20 protein-coding genes are annotated in these 14933 nt (G+C 69.6%); 13 read left to right on the plus strand and 7 right to left on the minus strand.

Annotated elements, in window-relative coordinates; all coding sequences use genetic code 11:
* The first annotated feature begins 58 nt into the window (after positions 1–58).
* The 5 genes from AC1ROD_RS17290 to AC1ROD_RS17310 all read left to right on the plus strand — a co-directional run bounded on the left by AC1ROD_RS17290 (position 59) and on the right by AC1ROD_RS17310 (position 3789).
* Complete coding sequence (locus AC1ROD_RS17290; RefSeq protein ID WP_492949491.1) at positions 59–1378, plus strand: replication-associated recombination protein A; 1320 nt, start codon at positions 59–61, stop codon at positions 1376–1378.
* Positions 1375–1764, plus strand: coding sequence for a VOC family protein (locus AC1ROD_RS17295; RefSeq protein ID WP_492949492.1), 390 nt, complete (start codon positions 1375–1377; stop codon positions 1762–1764). The genes AC1ROD_RS17290 and AC1ROD_RS17295 overlap by 4 nt, the downstream gene beginning before the upstream one ends.
* A 65-nt stretch (positions 1765–1829) precedes the next feature.
* Positions 1830–2264, plus strand: coding sequence for a hypothetical protein (locus AC1ROD_RS17300; RefSeq protein ID WP_492949493.1), 435 nt, complete (start codon positions 1830–1832; stop codon positions 2262–2264).
* Between the two features lie 231 nt (positions 2265–2495).
* Positions 2496–3239 (plus strand): RluA family pseudouridine synthase, encoded by a 744-nt coding sequence (locus AC1ROD_RS17305; protein ID WP_492949494.1) that lies wholly within the window; start codon positions 2496–2498, stop codon positions 3237–3239.
* A 58-nt stretch (positions 3240–3297) separates the two neighbouring features.
* Positions 3298–3789 carry a CC0125/CC1285 family lipoprotein gene (locus AC1ROD_RS17310; protein ID WP_492949495.1) on the plus strand — a complete coding sequence of 164 codons (492 nt, stop codon included), beginning with the start codon at positions 3298–3300 and terminating at the stop codon, positions 3787–3789.
* 3 nt (positions 3790–3792) lie between these two features.
* Here the strand turns inward: AC1ROD_RS17310 and AC1ROD_RS17315 are convergent, their stop codons facing one another.
* Positions 3793–5031, minus strand: coding sequence for a hypothetical protein (locus AC1ROD_RS17315; protein WP_492949496.1), 1239 nt, complete (start codon positions 5029–5031; stop codon positions 3793–3795).
* 207 nt (positions 5032–5238) lie between these two features.
* Here AC1ROD_RS17315 and crcB point away from each other — a divergent pair, with 207 nt between their 5' ends.
* The 7 genes from crcB to AC1ROD_RS17350 all read left to right on the plus strand — a co-directional run bounded on the left by crcB (position 5239) and on the right by AC1ROD_RS17350 (position 10454).
* Complete coding sequence (gene crcB / locus AC1ROD_RS17320; RefSeq protein WP_492949497.1) at positions 5239–5634, plus strand: fluoride efflux transporter CrcB; 396 nt, start codon at positions 5239–5241, stop codon at positions 5632–5634.
* Positions 5631–6683 carry an RluA family pseudouridine synthase gene (locus tag AC1ROD_RS17325; protein ID WP_492949498.1) on the plus strand — a complete coding sequence of 351 codons (1053 nt, stop codon included), beginning with the start codon at positions 5631–5633 and terminating at the stop codon, positions 6681–6683. The genes crcB and AC1ROD_RS17325 overlap by 4 nt, the downstream gene beginning before the upstream one ends.
* Positions 6680–8182 carry a putative 2OG-Fe(II) oxygenase gene (locus tag AC1ROD_RS17330; RefSeq protein WP_492949499.1) on the plus strand — a complete coding sequence of 501 codons (1503 nt, stop codon included), beginning with the start codon at positions 6680–6682 and terminating at the stop codon, positions 8180–8182. Before AC1ROD_RS17325 ends, AC1ROD_RS17330 begins: the two co-directional genes overlap by 4 nt.
* Positions 8179–8871 carry an HAD-IA family hydrolase gene (locus AC1ROD_RS17335; RefSeq protein ID WP_492949500.1) on the plus strand — a complete coding sequence of 231 codons (693 nt, stop codon included), beginning with the start codon at positions 8179–8181 and terminating at the stop codon, positions 8869–8871. The genes AC1ROD_RS17330 and AC1ROD_RS17335 overlap by 4 nt, the downstream gene beginning before the upstream one ends.
* Complete coding sequence (locus AC1ROD_RS17340; protein WP_492949501.1) at positions 8871–9635, plus strand: ATP12 family chaperone protein; 765 nt, start codon at positions 8871–8873, stop codon at positions 9633–9635. Before AC1ROD_RS17335 ends, AC1ROD_RS17340 begins: the two co-directional genes overlap by 1 nt.
* Positions 9636–9714: 79 nt before the next feature.
* Positions 9715–10167: a hypothetical protein gene (locus AC1ROD_RS17345; protein WP_492949502.1), complete on the plus strand. Its 453-nt coding sequence runs from the start codon at positions 9715–9717 to the stop codon at positions 10165–10167.
* Positions 10164–10454 (plus strand): winged helix-turn-helix domain-containing protein, encoded by a 291-nt coding sequence (locus AC1ROD_RS17350; RefSeq protein WP_492949503.1) that lies wholly within the window; start codon positions 10164–10166, stop codon positions 10452–10454. The genes AC1ROD_RS17345 and AC1ROD_RS17350 overlap by 4 nt, the downstream gene beginning before the upstream one ends.
* 1 nt (position 10455) lies before the next feature.
* Here the strand turns inward: AC1ROD_RS17350 and AC1ROD_RS17355 are convergent, their stop codons facing one another.
* From AC1ROD_RS17355 to AC1ROD_RS17370, 4 genes are all read right to left on the minus strand, one after another.
* On the minus strand, positions 10456–10878 hold the full coding sequence (locus AC1ROD_RS17355) for a hypothetical protein (protein WP_492949504.1): 423 nt from the start codon (positions 10876–10878) through the stop codon (positions 10456–10458).
* The gene (locus AC1ROD_RS17360) at positions 10875–12029 is read right to left on the minus strand and encodes a GNAT family N-acetyltransferase (RefSeq protein WP_492949678.1); all 1155 of its coding nucleotides are present in this window, start codon (positions 12027–12029) and stop codon (positions 10875–10877) included. The genes AC1ROD_RS17355 and AC1ROD_RS17360 overlap by 4 nt, the downstream gene beginning before the upstream one ends.
* Before the next feature lie 2 nt (positions 12030–12031).
* Positions 12032–12490, minus strand: a complete 459-nt coding sequence (locus AC1ROD_RS17365; protein ID WP_492949505.1) for a RidA family protein — start codon at positions 12488–12490, stop codon at positions 12032–12034.
* A gap of 77 nt (positions 12491–12567) precedes the next feature.
* Positions 12568–12741 (minus strand): hypothetical protein, encoded by a 174-nt coding sequence (locus tag AC1ROD_RS17370; RefSeq protein ID WP_492949506.1) that lies wholly within the window; start codon positions 12739–12741, stop codon positions 12568–12570.
* 128 nt (positions 12742–12869) lie between these two features.
* Here AC1ROD_RS17370 and AC1ROD_RS17375 point away from each other — a divergent pair, with 128 nt between their 5' ends.
* Positions 12870–13802 carry a hypothetical protein gene (locus AC1ROD_RS17375; protein WP_492949507.1) on the plus strand — a complete coding sequence of 311 codons (933 nt, stop codon included), beginning with the start codon at positions 12870–12872 and terminating at the stop codon, positions 13800–13802.
* A 4-nt stretch (positions 13803–13806) separates the two neighbouring features.
* Here AC1ROD_RS17375 and AC1ROD_RS17380 read toward each other — a convergent pair whose 3' ends face one another.
* Together AC1ROD_RS17380 and AC1ROD_RS17385 are read right to left on the minus strand one after the other, a co-directional pair.
* Positions 13807–14082 carry a hypothetical protein gene (locus tag AC1ROD_RS17380; RefSeq protein ID WP_492949508.1) on the minus strand — a complete coding sequence of 92 codons (276 nt, stop codon included), beginning with the start codon at positions 14080–14082 and terminating at the stop codon, positions 13807–13809.
* Positions 14083–14135: 53 nt separating this feature from the next.
* Positions 14136–14876 (minus strand): polysaccharide deacetylase family protein, encoded by a 741-nt coding sequence (locus tag AC1ROD_RS17385; protein ID WP_492949509.1) that lies wholly within the window; start codon positions 14874–14876, stop codon positions 14136–14138.
* Positions 14877–14933: the final 57 nt, after the last annotated feature.

The raw sequence follows: 14933 nt of genomic DNA on the forward strand, positions 1-14933 counted from the left end.
GTGTCTTGTCCCCACTCTAACGCGTGAAAACCTCAGCCGAAACGCCTACATCTGCGGCATGTCCGACCTGTTCGAAGCCTCCGGCGTCCTGCCGCCTGACGCACCGCTTGCCGACCGCCTGCGCCCCCGCACCCTCGATGAGGTCGTGGGTCAGGACCATCTGCTGGGCGAGGGCGGGCCGATCCGGCGGATGATCGAGGCGGGCCGTCTGGGCTCCATGATCCTCTGGGGGCCGCCCGGCACCGGCAAGACGACCATCGCCCGGCTTCTCGCGAAGGCGGCGGGCTATGAGTTCCAGCAGATCTCGGCCGTCTTTTCCGGCGTCGCCGATCTGAAGAAGGCCTTCGAACAGGCGACGATGCGCCGCCTCGCGGGCCAGTCGACCCTGCTGTTCGTCGACGAGATCCACCGCTTCAACCGCGCCCAGCAGGACGGCTTCCTGCCCTTCGTGGAGGAGGGGGTGGTCACCCTCGTCGGCGCCACGACCGAGAACCCCTCGTTCGAGCTGAACGGGGCGCTGCTGTCGCGCTCGCAGGTCTTCGTGCTCAAGCGGCTGGACGACGCGGCGCTCGATCAGCTTCTGGTCCGGGCCGAGGCGCATGAGGACCGGGCCCTGCCGCTGACGCCCGAGGCGCGCCACGCCCTGCTGGCTCTCGCCGACGGCGACGGCCGCTATCTGCTGACCATGACCGAGACCCTGTTCGCCCTGCCGGCCGACGTCTCCCTCGACGTCCAGGGTCTGGCCGCCATCCTCCAGCGCCGCGCCCCGGCCTACGACAAGAGCCGCGAGGAGCACTACAACCTCATTTCCGCCCTGCATAAGTCGGTGCGCGGCTCCGACCCCGACGCCGCCCTCTACTGGCTGGCGCGGATGCTGAACGGCGGCGAGGACCCGCTCTATCTGGCCCGCCGCATCGTGCGCATGGCGGTCGAGGACATCGGCGAGGCCGACCCCCTGTCCATCATGGTCGCCAATGCGGCCAAGGACACCTACGACTTCCTCGGCAGCCCCGAGGGCGAACTGGCTCTCGCCCAGGCAGTGGTTCACCTCGCCACCGCGCCCAAGTCGGTCGGCGTCTATGAGGCCTTCAAGGCGGCGAAGCGTGCCGCGGCCGAGACCGGCTCCCTCATGCCCCCCGCACACATCCGCAACGCCCCGACCAAGCTCATGAAGCAACTCGGCTACGGCAAGGGCTACCAGTACGACCCCGACACCGAGGAAGGCTTCTCGGGCGCCAACTTCTTCCCCGACGAGATGGAGCGTCGCGTCTTCTACAAGCCCAAGGGCGAGGGTCACGAAGAGAAGATCAAGGCGCGTCTGGAACGCTGGGCCGCGATGCGCGAACGGATTCAGGCGGAGAGGCAGGGGGGCGAATGAACCTCAATCAGGTCACCGTCGAGGTCGCGGATATCCCGCGCAGCCGCGCCTTCTACCAGCGCCTCGGCCTGATCCTGATCGTCTCGGCCGACCACTATGCGCGCTTCGCCTGTCCCGGCGATGAGGCGGGGAGAGCGACCTTCTCCATCCATCGCGCCGAGACGATGACGTCCAACGGGACCGGGATCTATTTCGAATGCCCCGACCTCGACGCCCGGGTCGAGGCCCTGAAGGCTGAGGGGATCATCTTCGACAGCGGTCCCGTCGACCAGAGCTGGCTGTGGCGCGAGGCCTGGCTGCGCGACCCCGACGGCCATCGGCTGTGTCTCTATTTCGCGGGCGACAACCGCCTCGATCCGCCGTGGCGCGTCGGATCGCCTGACTGATCACTGTTCATTGTTCCCGCCCCCGCTTGATGTCAGGTTCGCCGAAAATCCTGGGGAGGAAAACAATGGCCGAGATCAAGAAGACGCCGTGGCATCTGTGGCTGGTGGGCGTTCTGGGCCTGCTATGGAACGGCTACGGCGCCACCGACTTCGCCATGAGCATGACCATGGGCGACGCCTGGTATCGTATGGCCGGCATGACCGAGGCGCAGATCACGGCCATGCACGCCTATCCGGCATGGATGTACGTCGTCTGGTTCGCCGGGACCTGGGGCGCCCTGATCGGTACGGTGCTGCTGCTGTTCCGCAGCCGGTTCGCCGTTCCCGCCTTCGTCGTGTCGCTGCTCGGCTTCCTGATGAGCCTCGTCTACGGCTACTTCATCTCGCCGGACAAGACGGCCGTCCACGGCATGGCGGTGATGCATGCGGTCATCTTCGCCGGCTGCCTCTTCTTCCTCTGGTACGCCTGGACCATGGCGAAGAAGGGCGTCCTGCGCTGAAACGCATCGGACTTTAAGAGTGCAAAATTGTTTTCGAAAAGGCGTTCCGAATCAAGGCTCTGCACTTTTTGCACTCGGATTTTTCGAGTGCAAAGGCGGCGGGGCTGCAGGCGCCAGGGCGAATCAGGTCTTCGCCACAAGTCCCTGATTCAACACGTCTTCGGCCTCGAACTGTGAGGCGCCGGCCCATCACGGGCTGACGCCGCCCTCGCCATGGGTTAGGGACCGCGGGTGAGAACCCGTCCGCCCCCCGTCCTGACCGCCGAAGAGACCGCCGCCGTGCGGTCCTGGGTCATCCATGAGGACGCCCACGTCATCGCCATCAACAAGCCCGGCGGCCTGACCAGCCAGGGCGGGGTGCGGCATGCCCATACCCTGGACGACCTGCTCTGGGCCTTCGCCCGCTCGAACGGCAAGCGGCCCGAGCTGGTCCACCGGCTGGACCGGGACACCTCCGGCGTCATCCTGTCGGCGAAGACCAAGCCCGCCGCCGGCTTCCTCGGCAAGGCCATCCAGGCCCGCAAGCTGACCAAGACCTACCTCGCCCTCGTGTCCGAAGCCCCCCAGCCGCCGTCCGGCCGCATCGAGACGCCCCTGCTGCGTGTCGAGGTCGGGCGCGAGAGCTGGATGAAGGTCGCCGACCTCGAGACGCCCGGGGCCCAGGCCTCCCAGAGCCGCTACCGCACCCTGGCCTCGTCCGAGGACGGCGCCCTGGTCGAGCTGGAGCCCTTCACCGGCCGCATGCATCAGCTGCGGGTCCATATGGCCTCCATCGGCCGGCCCCTGATCGGCGACGTCAAGTACGGCGGGGCCCTGACGGCCGCAGGCCGCGCTGCGCCCCGCCTGATGCTCCACGCCGTCTCGCTGGACTTCCCCCATCCCGAGGGCGGGCGCATGACAATCTCCGCCCCGCCACCCGAGGACTTCCGCAGCCTCGCCGAGGCCATGGGGGTGGCCAAAGGCCTGCCCCAATAGGGGCTTGCGGGAACGATCCCCTTGCGGTGACGCTCTCTCTTCAAAGGGAGACCCGCTCATGAAGCGCCTGACCACACTCGCCCTCGTGGCCTCGACCGCCGCCCTCGCGGCCTGCGCCAGCCTCGCCCCCTATGGCCCCCAGCGGGGTCCGGGCGGGCAGGGCTTCTCGGAACAGCGGATCGAGAGCGACCGCTACCGCGTCACCTACAACGGCGTCGGCGCCCCCGGCCCGGTCGCCGACCGCGCCCTGCTGCGCGCCGCCCAGCTGACCACCGATCAGGGCTACGACTGGTTCGAGGTGACCCAGCGCTACATCGACGGCCGCCCCGACAGCGCGGGCGGCGTCCGGCCCAGCGTCGGCGTCGGCTACGGTTCGTCCAACTACGGCGGCTGGCGCACGTCGGGGACCAGCGTCGGCGTCGGCCTGAACTTCAGCGGCCCGTCCCCGACCTCGACCACCCTGGAGGTCCGGCTCGGCAGAGGTCAGCGCCCCGACCGCGCCGAGGCGTATGACGCCCGCGAGATCCAGCGGTCGCTACGGCCGGGTTGAGGCCTATCGGCCCCGCGTGAGTGCCCGGTACTCGACCAGCCGTTCCTTGTCGCGCCGGACCTGGTCGGCGACGGCGTCGTCGACGTCCAGCGAGGCGTAGCGGACCCAGCCCTCGACGCCCAGCTTGCCCTGGATCGCCGCCGTCGGCGTGGCCCACAGGAAGTAGGACAGGGTGCTGACCGCGCCGCCCAGCAGGATGGCCAGGACCTGCAGGCCCCGGAACCAGCCGGCCTCAACCGGGGCGGGCTCGAACAGGAAGACGGCCAGCCAGATCAGGAAGACTGCCGGGGTCACGAAGCGGGCGAACCAGCGCATCCAGTAGCGCTCGCGGCGGACCCGCCACAGCTCCATCTGGACGTACTTCTCGAGGTACTCCATCCGCGCGGCCAGCCACATGGTCAGGCGGGTCAGATAGTGGGACCGGCGGCCCCAGCCCTTGCCGTCCATCTGGTACTGGGTCTCGGCCTGGTCGGCCATGGCCCGGGCGGAGGTGAACAGGTTCTGGAGCTCGCGCGTCCGCTGCACGATCTCGCGCGACAGCTCGTAGGAGTCGTTCTCCAGCCGGAACCGGTACTGGACGAACAGGATCTGCTGGACGCCCCACCAGAGGCCGCCGGCGACCAGCATGGCGCCCGCCGCGATCGCCGCGCCCGAGATCAGCGAGCCGGTCCACTGGCTGAACCAGGTGGGCCCCAGGGTCGCCAGCAGGGCGAAGCCGATCAGGGCCAGCAGCTGGCACAGCCGCTTGGTGCCCACGTGGACGCACAGGGCCCGGAAGACGCGCCGGCCATAGGCGTGGATGTGCGAGCGCAGGTCCTCATCGACCGGGAAGCGCTCCTCGATCTGGCGCGCGAACAGGACGTGGAAGCGGTCCGGCTTCCCCTCGGTCTCCCAGAAGGGGAAGATGTCCAGCGGCTGGTTGAAGTAGGCGTTGATGTGGGACGACACCGCCATGATCGTCGCCGGGTCGCTGGAGAAGACCTCCGCGTCCTGGATCGGGCGCATAATGCCGTCGGCGGCGCGCAGGGTCGTCGGATGGTCGGGGGTCGCTTGGGGCACCGGGCGATCCGGGATCGTCGCTGCGCCCGGAGGCGGCTCGGCCGTGGGCTGGATATAGGCGTGCGGGTCGGCCGCGCGCGTGGGCTCGTTCACCGGCGGATGGGCCGTGGCGGGCTCCAGCTCGAACGGCGAGGGCGGATAGGGATCGCCGCCGGTCGGTCCTTGCGGGTGGTCGTTCGACATGGCCAATCCGGTCCCCTCAGTCAGCCTGACATCGTGGCAGAGTTCGTGGCCTCGTTGGACGACGTTCTCTCGCGGCGCGAACTGCCCGCCCGCCAGCTATCACCGTTAACCGGTACGGTTAGCAAGTGACGTTTCGTTCAGACAGACAGAGGCTTCCGGGCCATCAGCCCTTCGCAAGCGGGCCGGGCAGGGTATAAGCCCCGCATCATGACACGCTTCCTTCTCGTCGCCATCGGCGGAGCGCTCGGCTCCGTGGCGCGCTACGGCGTCGGACTGGCCGCCGGGCGGCTCTTCCCCGGCGCGGCCTGGCCCTTCGGCACCATGACCGTCAACCTTGTTGGCGGCCTCGTCATGGGGCTGGTCGTCGGCTGGCTGGCCGCGCGCGGAGGGGCGAGCCAGGAAAGCGTGCGCGTCTTCGCCGCCGTGGGCGTTCTGGGCGGCTTCACCACCTTCTCGGCCTTCTCGCTGGAGGTGGCCCTGATGATCGAGCGCCGCCAGCTGGGTCTCGCCGCCGCCTATATCGCCGTCTCGGTGGTCTGCGCGGTCGCCGCCGTCTTCCTGGGCCTGATGATCGCCCGTCGCGCCTTCGGAGCCGCCGCATGAGCTACGACCCCTCCGACGACGCCTCCGCCGCACCCGCGCCCAAAGGGCCGGTCGGTACTCGCGAGGCCCAGGTCCACTATGTCGCCGAGGCCGAGGACGGCATCCGTCTCGACCGCTGGTTCCGCCGGCGCTGGCCCCATCTGTCCAACATCCAGGTGCAGAAGATGGCCCGGGGCGGCCAGATCCGCGTCGACGGCGCCCGCATCAAGCCCGAGGGGCGGCTGACCGCCGGCGCCGCCGTGCGCGTGCCCCCGATCCCCGAGCCTATCGTCCGCGCGCCCGGCGAGCACATGGCTCTGACGCCCGCCGACATCGCCTTCGCCAAGAGCCTCGTGATCTATGAGGACGACCTGGTCATCGCCCTGAACAAGCCGCACGGCCTGGCGGTCCAGGGCGGCACCAAGACCACCCGCCACGTCGACCGTCTGTTGTCGGCCTGGGGCGAGGGGATGGACCGGCCGCGTCTGGTCCACCGTCTGGACCGCGACACCTCGGGCGTCCTCCTGCTCGGCAAGGGGCCGGAGGCGGCCAAGCGTCTGGCCGGCGCCTTCGCCCGGCGTCAGGCCAAGAAGACCTACTGGGCCATCGTCCAGGGCATGCCCAAGCCCTCGTCGGGCCAGATCGACATGGCGCTCAAGAAGTCGGGCATCAACGACTTCGAGATCATGCGCCCCGCCGACCGCAAGGAGAACGGCGCCGAGCCGGCCGAGACCGCCTTCGCCCTGATCAGCCACGCCGGCCAGCGCGCCTCGTGGATGGCCCTGCGCCCCTTCACCGGCCGGACCCACCAGCTGCGCGCCCATATGAAGGGCATCGGCCATCCGATCCTGGGCGACCCCAAATATGGCGACGAGCGCTCGGCCGAGCTGTCGGGCCCGCTCAAGCTGCAGCTCCATGCCCGCCGTATCGAGCTGGACCACCCCTCGGGCGGCAAGCTGATCGTCGAGGCCCCGATCAGCCCCGAGCTGCGCGCCGGCTTCCAGCATTTCGGCTTCGACGAGAGCGAGGCCGACTACGACCCGTTCGAAGGGGTGAAGCGCCAGCGATGACGGGGGACAGCAGCCTGTCAGCGCCGGACCGCACCGCCCGTGCGCGCGATCTCGCGGTGGCGGGCGATCTGGCGGGCGCCATCGCCCTGCTGCAGGCCGCCCCGGCGGATCAGGTCGCGGCCCACCGCAACATGCTGGTCCAGCTGCTGAGCGCGGCAGAACGCCATGAAGAGGCTCTGGCGATCCACGTCGCCCTGGCCCGTGCGGCGCCCGGCGTCGCGGCCCATCACCACAACATCGCGGCGCGGCTCGGAGATATGGGCCGGGCCGTCGAGGCGGAAGCTGCCGCCCGTCAGGCCTTCGTGGTCGGCGGCGATGCGCCCGAGACCTGGCTGGTCCTCGCCCGCGCCCTGCAGGGGCAGGATCGTCACGACGAGGCCGAAGCCGCCTTCGCCGAGGCCCTGAAGCGGCGGCCCGACTATCTCGACGCCCTGGTCGACCAGTCCCAGCTGATCTGGATGCGGACCGGCGACGCCGAGCGGGCCCGGGCGCCGTTGACCGCCGCCATCGCCCGCGCTCCCGACCGCCCCGACCTCTACGCCGCCCGCGCCAGGCTGGACCGGTTCGCGGGCGCCGCGCCCGAAGCCATCCACCGCGACCTGACCGCCTCGCCCGTCGCCGGCCACCCGGTGGTCGAGCTGGCCGCCGCCCACGCCGCCATGGGCTTCGACCGCGACCGGGCGCTGACCCATGCCCGCGCCGCCCTGGCCCAGACGCCCGGCAATCCGGCGGCGGTCCAGCAGCTGGTCGAGATACATCTGGCCCGCAACGAGCCCGAGGCGGCCCTGGCCCTTCTGGACCCCCTGCTGGAGCAGCGCCCGACGGACCAGCAGGCCATCGCCTTCCGCCACACGGCCTGGCGGCTGTCCGGCGACCCGCGCGCCATGACGCCCGCCGACTACGCCGCCGTGGTCGCCGGGCACATCATCGACACCCCGCCCGGCTGGGCGACGCTGGACGCCTATCTGGCCGATCTGGCCCGCGCCCTGGCCCCGCTGCACGCCCTGACCGAGCATCCGGTGGGCCAGAGCCTGAGGCACGGCACCCAGACCAGCGTGGACCTGCGCCACAGCCAGGATCCGGCCATCCGCGCCTTCTTCACCGCCATCGACGGCCCCATCCGCCGCCACATGGCCATGCTGGGGCAGGGGAGCGACCCGCTGCGAAGCCGCAACACCGGCGACTACCGGCTGGCCGGCTGCTGGTCGGTCCGGCTGCGTCCCGGCGGCTTCCACACGCCCCACTTCCATTCCAAGGGCTGGCTGTCCTCGGCCTGCCATATCGAGCTGCCGTCGGCAGTGGACGGGGACGGCAAGGAGGGCTGGCTGGCCTTCGGCGCCCCCGCGTTCGACGGCGTCCAGCCCCTGCCGCCCGATCACTACGAAAAGCCCCAGCCGGGGCGTCTGGTTCTGTTCCCGTCCTATATGTGGCACGGCACCGTGCCCTTCAGCGGGACCCAAACCCGCCTGACCATCGCCTTTGACGTCGTACCCGCATGACCCAACTTCACTCCCGTCCCCTCGCCATCTTCGACGTCGACGGCACCCTCGTAGACAGCCGCGCCTCCATCTTCGAGGCGGCGACCGAGGCGTCGCGCGCGCTCGGCCTGCCCGACCCGGCCTATGACCGGGTGCGCCAGATCGTGGGCCTCAGCCTGCCCGACGCCATGCAGGCGCTGGAGCCGTCCCTGACCGACGCCGAGCTGGCCGACTTCGTCGCGGCCTTCCAGGCCAGCTTCCGCCGCATGTTCGAGGCGGGCCACGAGGAGCCGCTCTACGACGGCGCCCTGGACCTGCTGCACCGGCTGAAGGCCGACGGCTGGCGGCTGTCGATGGCCACGGGCCAGAACCGACGCGGCGTGGCCCGTAACATGGGCCGCCCGGGCTGGGCCGAGCTGTTCGCCTCGACCCACTGCGCCGAGGACGGCCCCGGCAAGCCCGACCCGGCCATGCTGCTGGCCGCCATGGCCGCCTGCGAGGGCACGCCCTCGACCGCCATCATGATCGGCGACACCGCCCATGACGCGACCATGGCCGCCAATGCCGGCATCGCCGCCGTCGGCGTCTCATGGGGCTTCCACACGGCCGAGGAGCAGCGGGCCGCGGGCGTCCGCCACGTCGCCGTGGACTTCGCCGACCTCGAAGCCCATCTGAACGCCTTCGCCGCCGAAGTACTCGAGACCGCCTGATGAGCCACATCCCGCCGCTGGACCCCATGGTCGCCGCCAGGAAGGGCTTCCGTGAGAGCGAGGAGCGCCTCAAGCGCTTCTGGAAGACCGCCGACGTGGTCGCCGAGGGCGAAGGCTGGAAGGTCGTGCTGGACGGCCGTGCGCCCAAGACGCCGGCGGGCGCGACCTATCTGCTGCCGACCGAGGCCTCGGCCCGTCTGGTCGCCGACGAATGGGCCGCCCAGGGCGAGTTCATCGAGCCGGGGACCATGCCCGCCACCCGTCTGGCCGCCACCGCCATCGACCGGGTCAGCGTCACGCGCGAGCCGGTGGCGGACGAGATCGCCGCCTACGCCGGCTCCGACGCCCTCTGCTACCTCGCCGAACATCCCAGCGGTCTGGTGGCCGAACAGGCGAAGGCCTGGGGGCCGTGGCGCGACTGGGCGGCGTCGGAACTCGGCGTCGTCCTGACCCCGACCGAGGGGATCATCCACCGCGAGCAGGATCCGGCGTCGATCACCCGGGTGCGCGAACTGGCGCTTGAGGCCGACGACTTCGCCCTGACGGCCCTGGCGACGGCGGTGCCCCTGCTGGGCTCGGCGGTGCTGGGTCTGGCCGTGATGCGCGGCGCCCTGACCGGCGAGGCCGCCTTCGACCTCAGCCGCCTCGACGAGGACTATCAGGAGCGCCAGTGGGGGGTAGACGCCGACAACGCCGAGCGCACCGCCCTGAGGCGCGCCGAGGCCGTGCTGGTCGATCGGTGGTTCCGGGCGCTGGAAGTCTAACTTTCCGATCTGGAAAGTTATCACTTGACGATGTGGAAAGTCAGGATCATTTTCCAGTATGGAAAGTGAGAACCTCGCCATGACCGATCCGCAGCAGACCCCCGCCGAGGCGCTGGAGGCCATCCGCAAGTCCCGTGAGGCGGTGCGCGAGGCCGTCCGCGATCCCAAGGGCTCGACCCGCTACACCCTGATCTATTCGACCCTGGCCGCCATCGCGGTGGGCGGTCAGATCCTGCCGTCGCCGTTCAATGTGCTGTGCTCCTGCGGCGGGGCGCTTGGGCTGGCGCTGCTGTACAAGGGTTGGACGGAGCGGACAGGGGTCCAGATCTCGGGCGTGTCGCCGAAGAAGGCGCGCTGGGTGGCCTGGGGGCTCGGCGCCGTGCTGGTGAGCCTGATGCTGGTCGCCATCTGGGCCGGCTGGCATCACCAGCTCTGGATCGGCCTGCCCCTGACCGTCCTGGCCTTCGTCGCCGCCTGGGTCGGGTCGCGGCTGTGGACGAAGGTCTTCCTCACCGAGACGGCCGACCGGTGAGGGCTCCCGTCTTCGATCCCGTGATCCACGCGCCGGGCCGGCTGCAGATCTGCGCCATCCTGGCCGAGGTCGATCAGGCCGAGTTCGCCATGGTCCGCGACGCCGTGGAGGTGTCCGACTCGGTCATGTCCAAACATGTGAAGCAGCTGGAGGAGGCGGGCTATGTCGCCGTCTCAAAGGTCGCCGCGGGCGGCCGCCAGCGCACCTGGCTGAAGCTGACCGCCCAGGGTCGCGCCGCCTTCAAGACCCATGTCGCGGAGCTGACCCGGCTGGCGGGGATCGGTTAGGTCAGAAGAAGGTCAGCCCGCCACCGCCCATTGCGATGATCGTGTGGCCCTGGCCTTCGGCCGTGAAACTTGCCTGCCAGCCCTCGTACCCCGACGAGTTGTTGAACAGGTCCAGCCGCAGGCCGTTCGAGAACCACAGGCAGAGGTCCGCGGTCGTCCGATCGACCTTCACGGACGCGATTATGGCGTCGGACAGCAAGGCGTTCGCCCGAGCTTCCGCATCGACAGGCTCGGGCAGGCCGAACCACTGTTTGTCGTCCTCGTCGGTCAAGGCGATCCCCTCGGGCGACACGATCCTCCAGTGACAGGAGACCGCGAGGCCTCTGTCGTCCCGCAGGTCCAAGTCCCAGTCAGTCTCGCGGCGTCGGACTCGGCAGGACCGCCCAACGAGGTCGGTTTCGAACGCGAGAGTGAGATCGGTCACGTCGTGCTCCGATACGGCGACAGCTCGCGCGTCATGGCCTCGATCTCGGCGGCCATGCCGGGGCGTTCCTGATCCAGATAGCGCGCCACCGGGACCCTCAGCGCCTTGTCGGCGATGTAGTGGGCCGAATAGACGGGGGAGGGCAGATAGCCTCGCGCGATCTTGTGGTCGCCCTGCGCCCCCGCCTCGACGCGCGACAGGCCGCGCTCGATCGCGAACTGGATGGCCGCATAGTAGCAGAGCTCGAAGTGGAGGAATGGAACGTCCTCCAGCGTGCCCCACTGACGGCCGTACAGGGCGTCGCGGCCGATGAAGTTGAGGGCGCCGGCGATCGGCGTCGCGCCGCGGAAGGCCATGACCAGGGCGATGCGGTCGGCCATGGTCCGGCCGATCATCGCGAAGAACTCCCGCGTCAGATAGGGCCGGCCCCACTTGCGTGATCCGGTGTCCATGTAGAAGGCGAAGAAGGCGTCCCAGTGGGCTTCGGTGATCTCCGCCCCGGTCAGGACGCGGATGTCGAGGCCGTCCTGCGCGTCGCGGCGCTCTCGGCGGATGGTCTTGCGTCGGTTGGAGGACAGGGCGGAGAGGAAGTCGTCGAAGGTCTGGTAGCCGTCGTTGCGCCAGATGAACTGCATGTCCTGCCGCAGCAGCAAGCCCATCTCCCCCATGGCCCGCCACTCGGCCTCGGTCGGGAAGTTGACGTGCAGGGACGAGACGCCCGTCTGGCCGGTCAGGCCCAGCGCGCCCTGAAGCAGGGCCTGCCGCACCGTCGCGGCGTCCGTGCCGGGCGCGTGCAGGAAGCGCGGCCCGGTCGCGGGCGTGAAGGGCACGGCGCCCAGAAGCTTGGGATAGTAGCGCCCGCCGGCCCGCTCATAGGCGTCGGCCCAGCTGTGGTCGAAGACGTATTCGCCCTGGCTGTTGCCCTTCAGATAGAGGGGCATGACGCCGAGGACGTCGTCGTTGTCGTCGCGCAGGCTCAGGTGGCGCGGCGCCCAGCCCTGACGCGGGGAGGCGCTGTCGGAGGCCTCGCAGGCGTGCAGGAAGTCGTAGGAGACGAAGGGATCGCCGGTCAGGTCGGCGCAGGCGTCCCAGGCCTCGCGACCGATGGCCGCGAGGCTGTCATGGACGTGGATCGTATAGTTTGACGTCAGGCTCAGCGGACTTCCACGATGGCGTCCACCTCGACGGCGAAGCCCAGCGGCAGCTGGTAGACGCCGACGGCCGAGCGGGCGTGCTTGCCGGCGTCGCCGAAGACCTCGACCATCAGGTCAGAGCAGCCGTTGATGACGGCGGGGATGGCGGTGAAGCCCGGTCCGGCCTGGACGAAGCCGCCCAGCTTCACGATGCGCACGACGCGCTCCAGATCGCCGTCCACGGCGGCGTTGATCTGGGCGATCAGGTTGATGGCGCACAGGCGGGCGGCGGCGGCGGCCTGTTCCGGGGTCACATCGACGCCGACGGTGCCCTTGATCCCGCCCGAGGCGTCGTTCGACAGCTGGCCCGAGATATGGACCAGATTGCCGGTCTGGACGAAGGAGACATAGCTGGCGACCGGCTTGGCGGGCTCGGGCAGGGTGATGCCGAGTTCGGCGATACGGGCGGCGACGGTCATGCGGAATGCTCCTTTGAGGGACGCCGGGGGTTTAGCGCGCCGCGCCGGTCCCGTCACCCGCCAGGAGCAGAAGCCGCTCAGGAAAGCCGCGTTCCCTCGGGCGGTCCGCTGCGGCCCTCGGCCAGCTCTTCGGCCTTCTGCTCGCATTCGCGGGCGTAGTCCTGGAGGGCGGTGCGCGTCTTCTCGTCCACGGTGACGGCGAACTGGCGCGCCTTGCGGGCCTGCCCCCTCAGTCTCTCGATCTCGTCCATGTCCGCACACCTGTCTGATAGCAGGCCTTCCATTTATCGGACCCGGACCGCGCCCGCCTCCTAACTTTGGGCCGACCTCGGTCTGGCCGCTTAAAGGTTCGCCAACCGGCGTGTGCCATGCTGTGCCCATGGAAACGCTCTCGACTGCCCAGATCGCGGCCTTCAAGGCCATCCGTGACCGCCTCGGCGCCGAAGAGCGCGCGGTGGTCGACATCGCCTCGGTGGAGGCGGTCTATTCGGCGAAGGCCTCGGCCAGCCACTGGAATTTCGACCTGCCGGCCCATGCCGCGGACGAGGCGCTCGGAGACGGCGCGACCGACGCCCTGCGCCGCGCCCTGGTCGCCACCTGGGCGCTGGAGCTGCCGGGGCGGGTCAAGGAGGCGGACCTGCCGCCCGAGGTGCTGCAGTTCTATCCGTTCTGGCTCGACAAGCTGGCCGCCTTCCTGACCGAGGCCGCCGGGACGGGCGCCGACTACGACCGCGACCACTGGGCCAAGGATGTGCGCTTCTCGCTGGTGCTCAGCGTCCCGGGCGCCAGGACCCAGACCATCGACCTGTCCTCGCCGATGGGGCCGGGGCAGGTGGTGAGGAACGGCCGCGACGGATACGGCTGGAGCCAGCTGATCGCCTATGTGAAGGCTCAAGGGTGGAAGAAGCCCTGGCTGGAGGTCCATACCGAAAGCCGCCACACCGACGACTTCTCCGAGTCCGGCTGGGACCAGGCCTGGGCCTCGGCCGCCGCGATCTGCAAGCGCCGTCCCGAGCTGGCCGGCATGATCGGTTCGAGCTGGTTCTACGATCCGCCGCTGGAAACGATCAGCCCGCGCATGGCCTATCTGCGCCTCAACCCGCTCAAGGGCGGCGCCTTCATCATCCATCAGGGCCCGGGCCAGATCCATTCCGACCGCGCCGGCGCGACGTCGCCGACCCGCCGGGGCATGATCGAAAGCGGCGAGTACCTGCCGCGGTCGTGGCTGGTCGCCTGGCCGAAGTCGACGCTGATCCCGTGGGCCGACAAGCGAGCCGCCGCGATGGCCGAGGCGGAAAAGGAAGCGGCCTGAGGCGCTAGAGGTTGGTCGGCGGTCCGTAGAAGTGGGTATTCAACCGCCCAACCAGTCTGTTGATCGCCCAATAGAACCCTAGGAAGAAGATCCCGAACGCAGCCATCAGCAGGCCGCCCCAGACATCCTTGAGCCGGTATCCCCAGCCGAGATGGAAGGTGACGTCAGCGGCTGCGGCGGCTGTCATGCCGAGAACGAAGACTTCCCACAGGACGACGAAGATCTGGCCCGATCGCCAGATCTTGCGGTTCCACGCATGCACCCAATTCGCTTGGCTCATGCGGTGAGGTTAGCTCGGTCCAGTTCGGTTGACGAGCTGTGGGGAAGCGTCGCTCAGGCCGCCACCCGCTCCCACGCCGCCGCGACCGGCAGGATCTCCAGATCCGCGGCCTTGGCCAGTCTGATCACGCGGTCGAGGTCGTCGGGGGTGCAGCCGTAGGGCGTCGGGCCGTCCATGACGTCGTGGCCGTAGGCGATCAGCCAGCCCTTCTCTTCGGCCGTCTTGGCCATCATTGCCTCGAGGTCGTAGCCGGGGATGCGGCGGCTCTCCAGACCGATGGCCTGAAGGTTGGCGCGGTCGGCCTTTCCGGCGTTGATCCCGTCGCGCACGCCGCGTCCGCACAGGAAGCGGCTGTCGACCACGGCCTTGGAGCCCAGCGAGGCGTCGCCGAACGGATAGGCGAAGGTGCGCATGACGTATCCGTCCAGCCGCTCAGCCACCCAGGCGGCGTTCCTCGCGAAGCTGGCGTCCAGCTCCGCCGGCGACAGGGTCAGGGTCGAGACATGCTCATAGGTGTGGCAGCCGACCTCGTGCCCGGCCTCGTGCAGGGCCTGAAGGTCGTCCGTCGAGAACTGCGGCAGGTCGAGATTGGAGCCGTCCGACAGGCCGCCGCAGACATAGTAGGTCGCCGTGATGCCATGCTCGGCCAGGATCGGCCCGGCCTCGGTCCAGGCGGTGCGCGGAATGTCGTCGAACGACAGGCTGAAGACCCCGCGGTCAGGCGCGATCCGCACCGGGCGGACGTCGAGGTAGCGGCCGGCGCGGCGGCGCATCTTGTCGATGAAGGCGGACATGGCGGCACCCTGACACATCGCCGTTAAGGGCCGTTGAAGACGGCTGGCCAAAGTTTC

The sequence above is a fragment of the Brevundimonas sp. GW821-FHT12E07 genome (assembly GCF_058807035.1).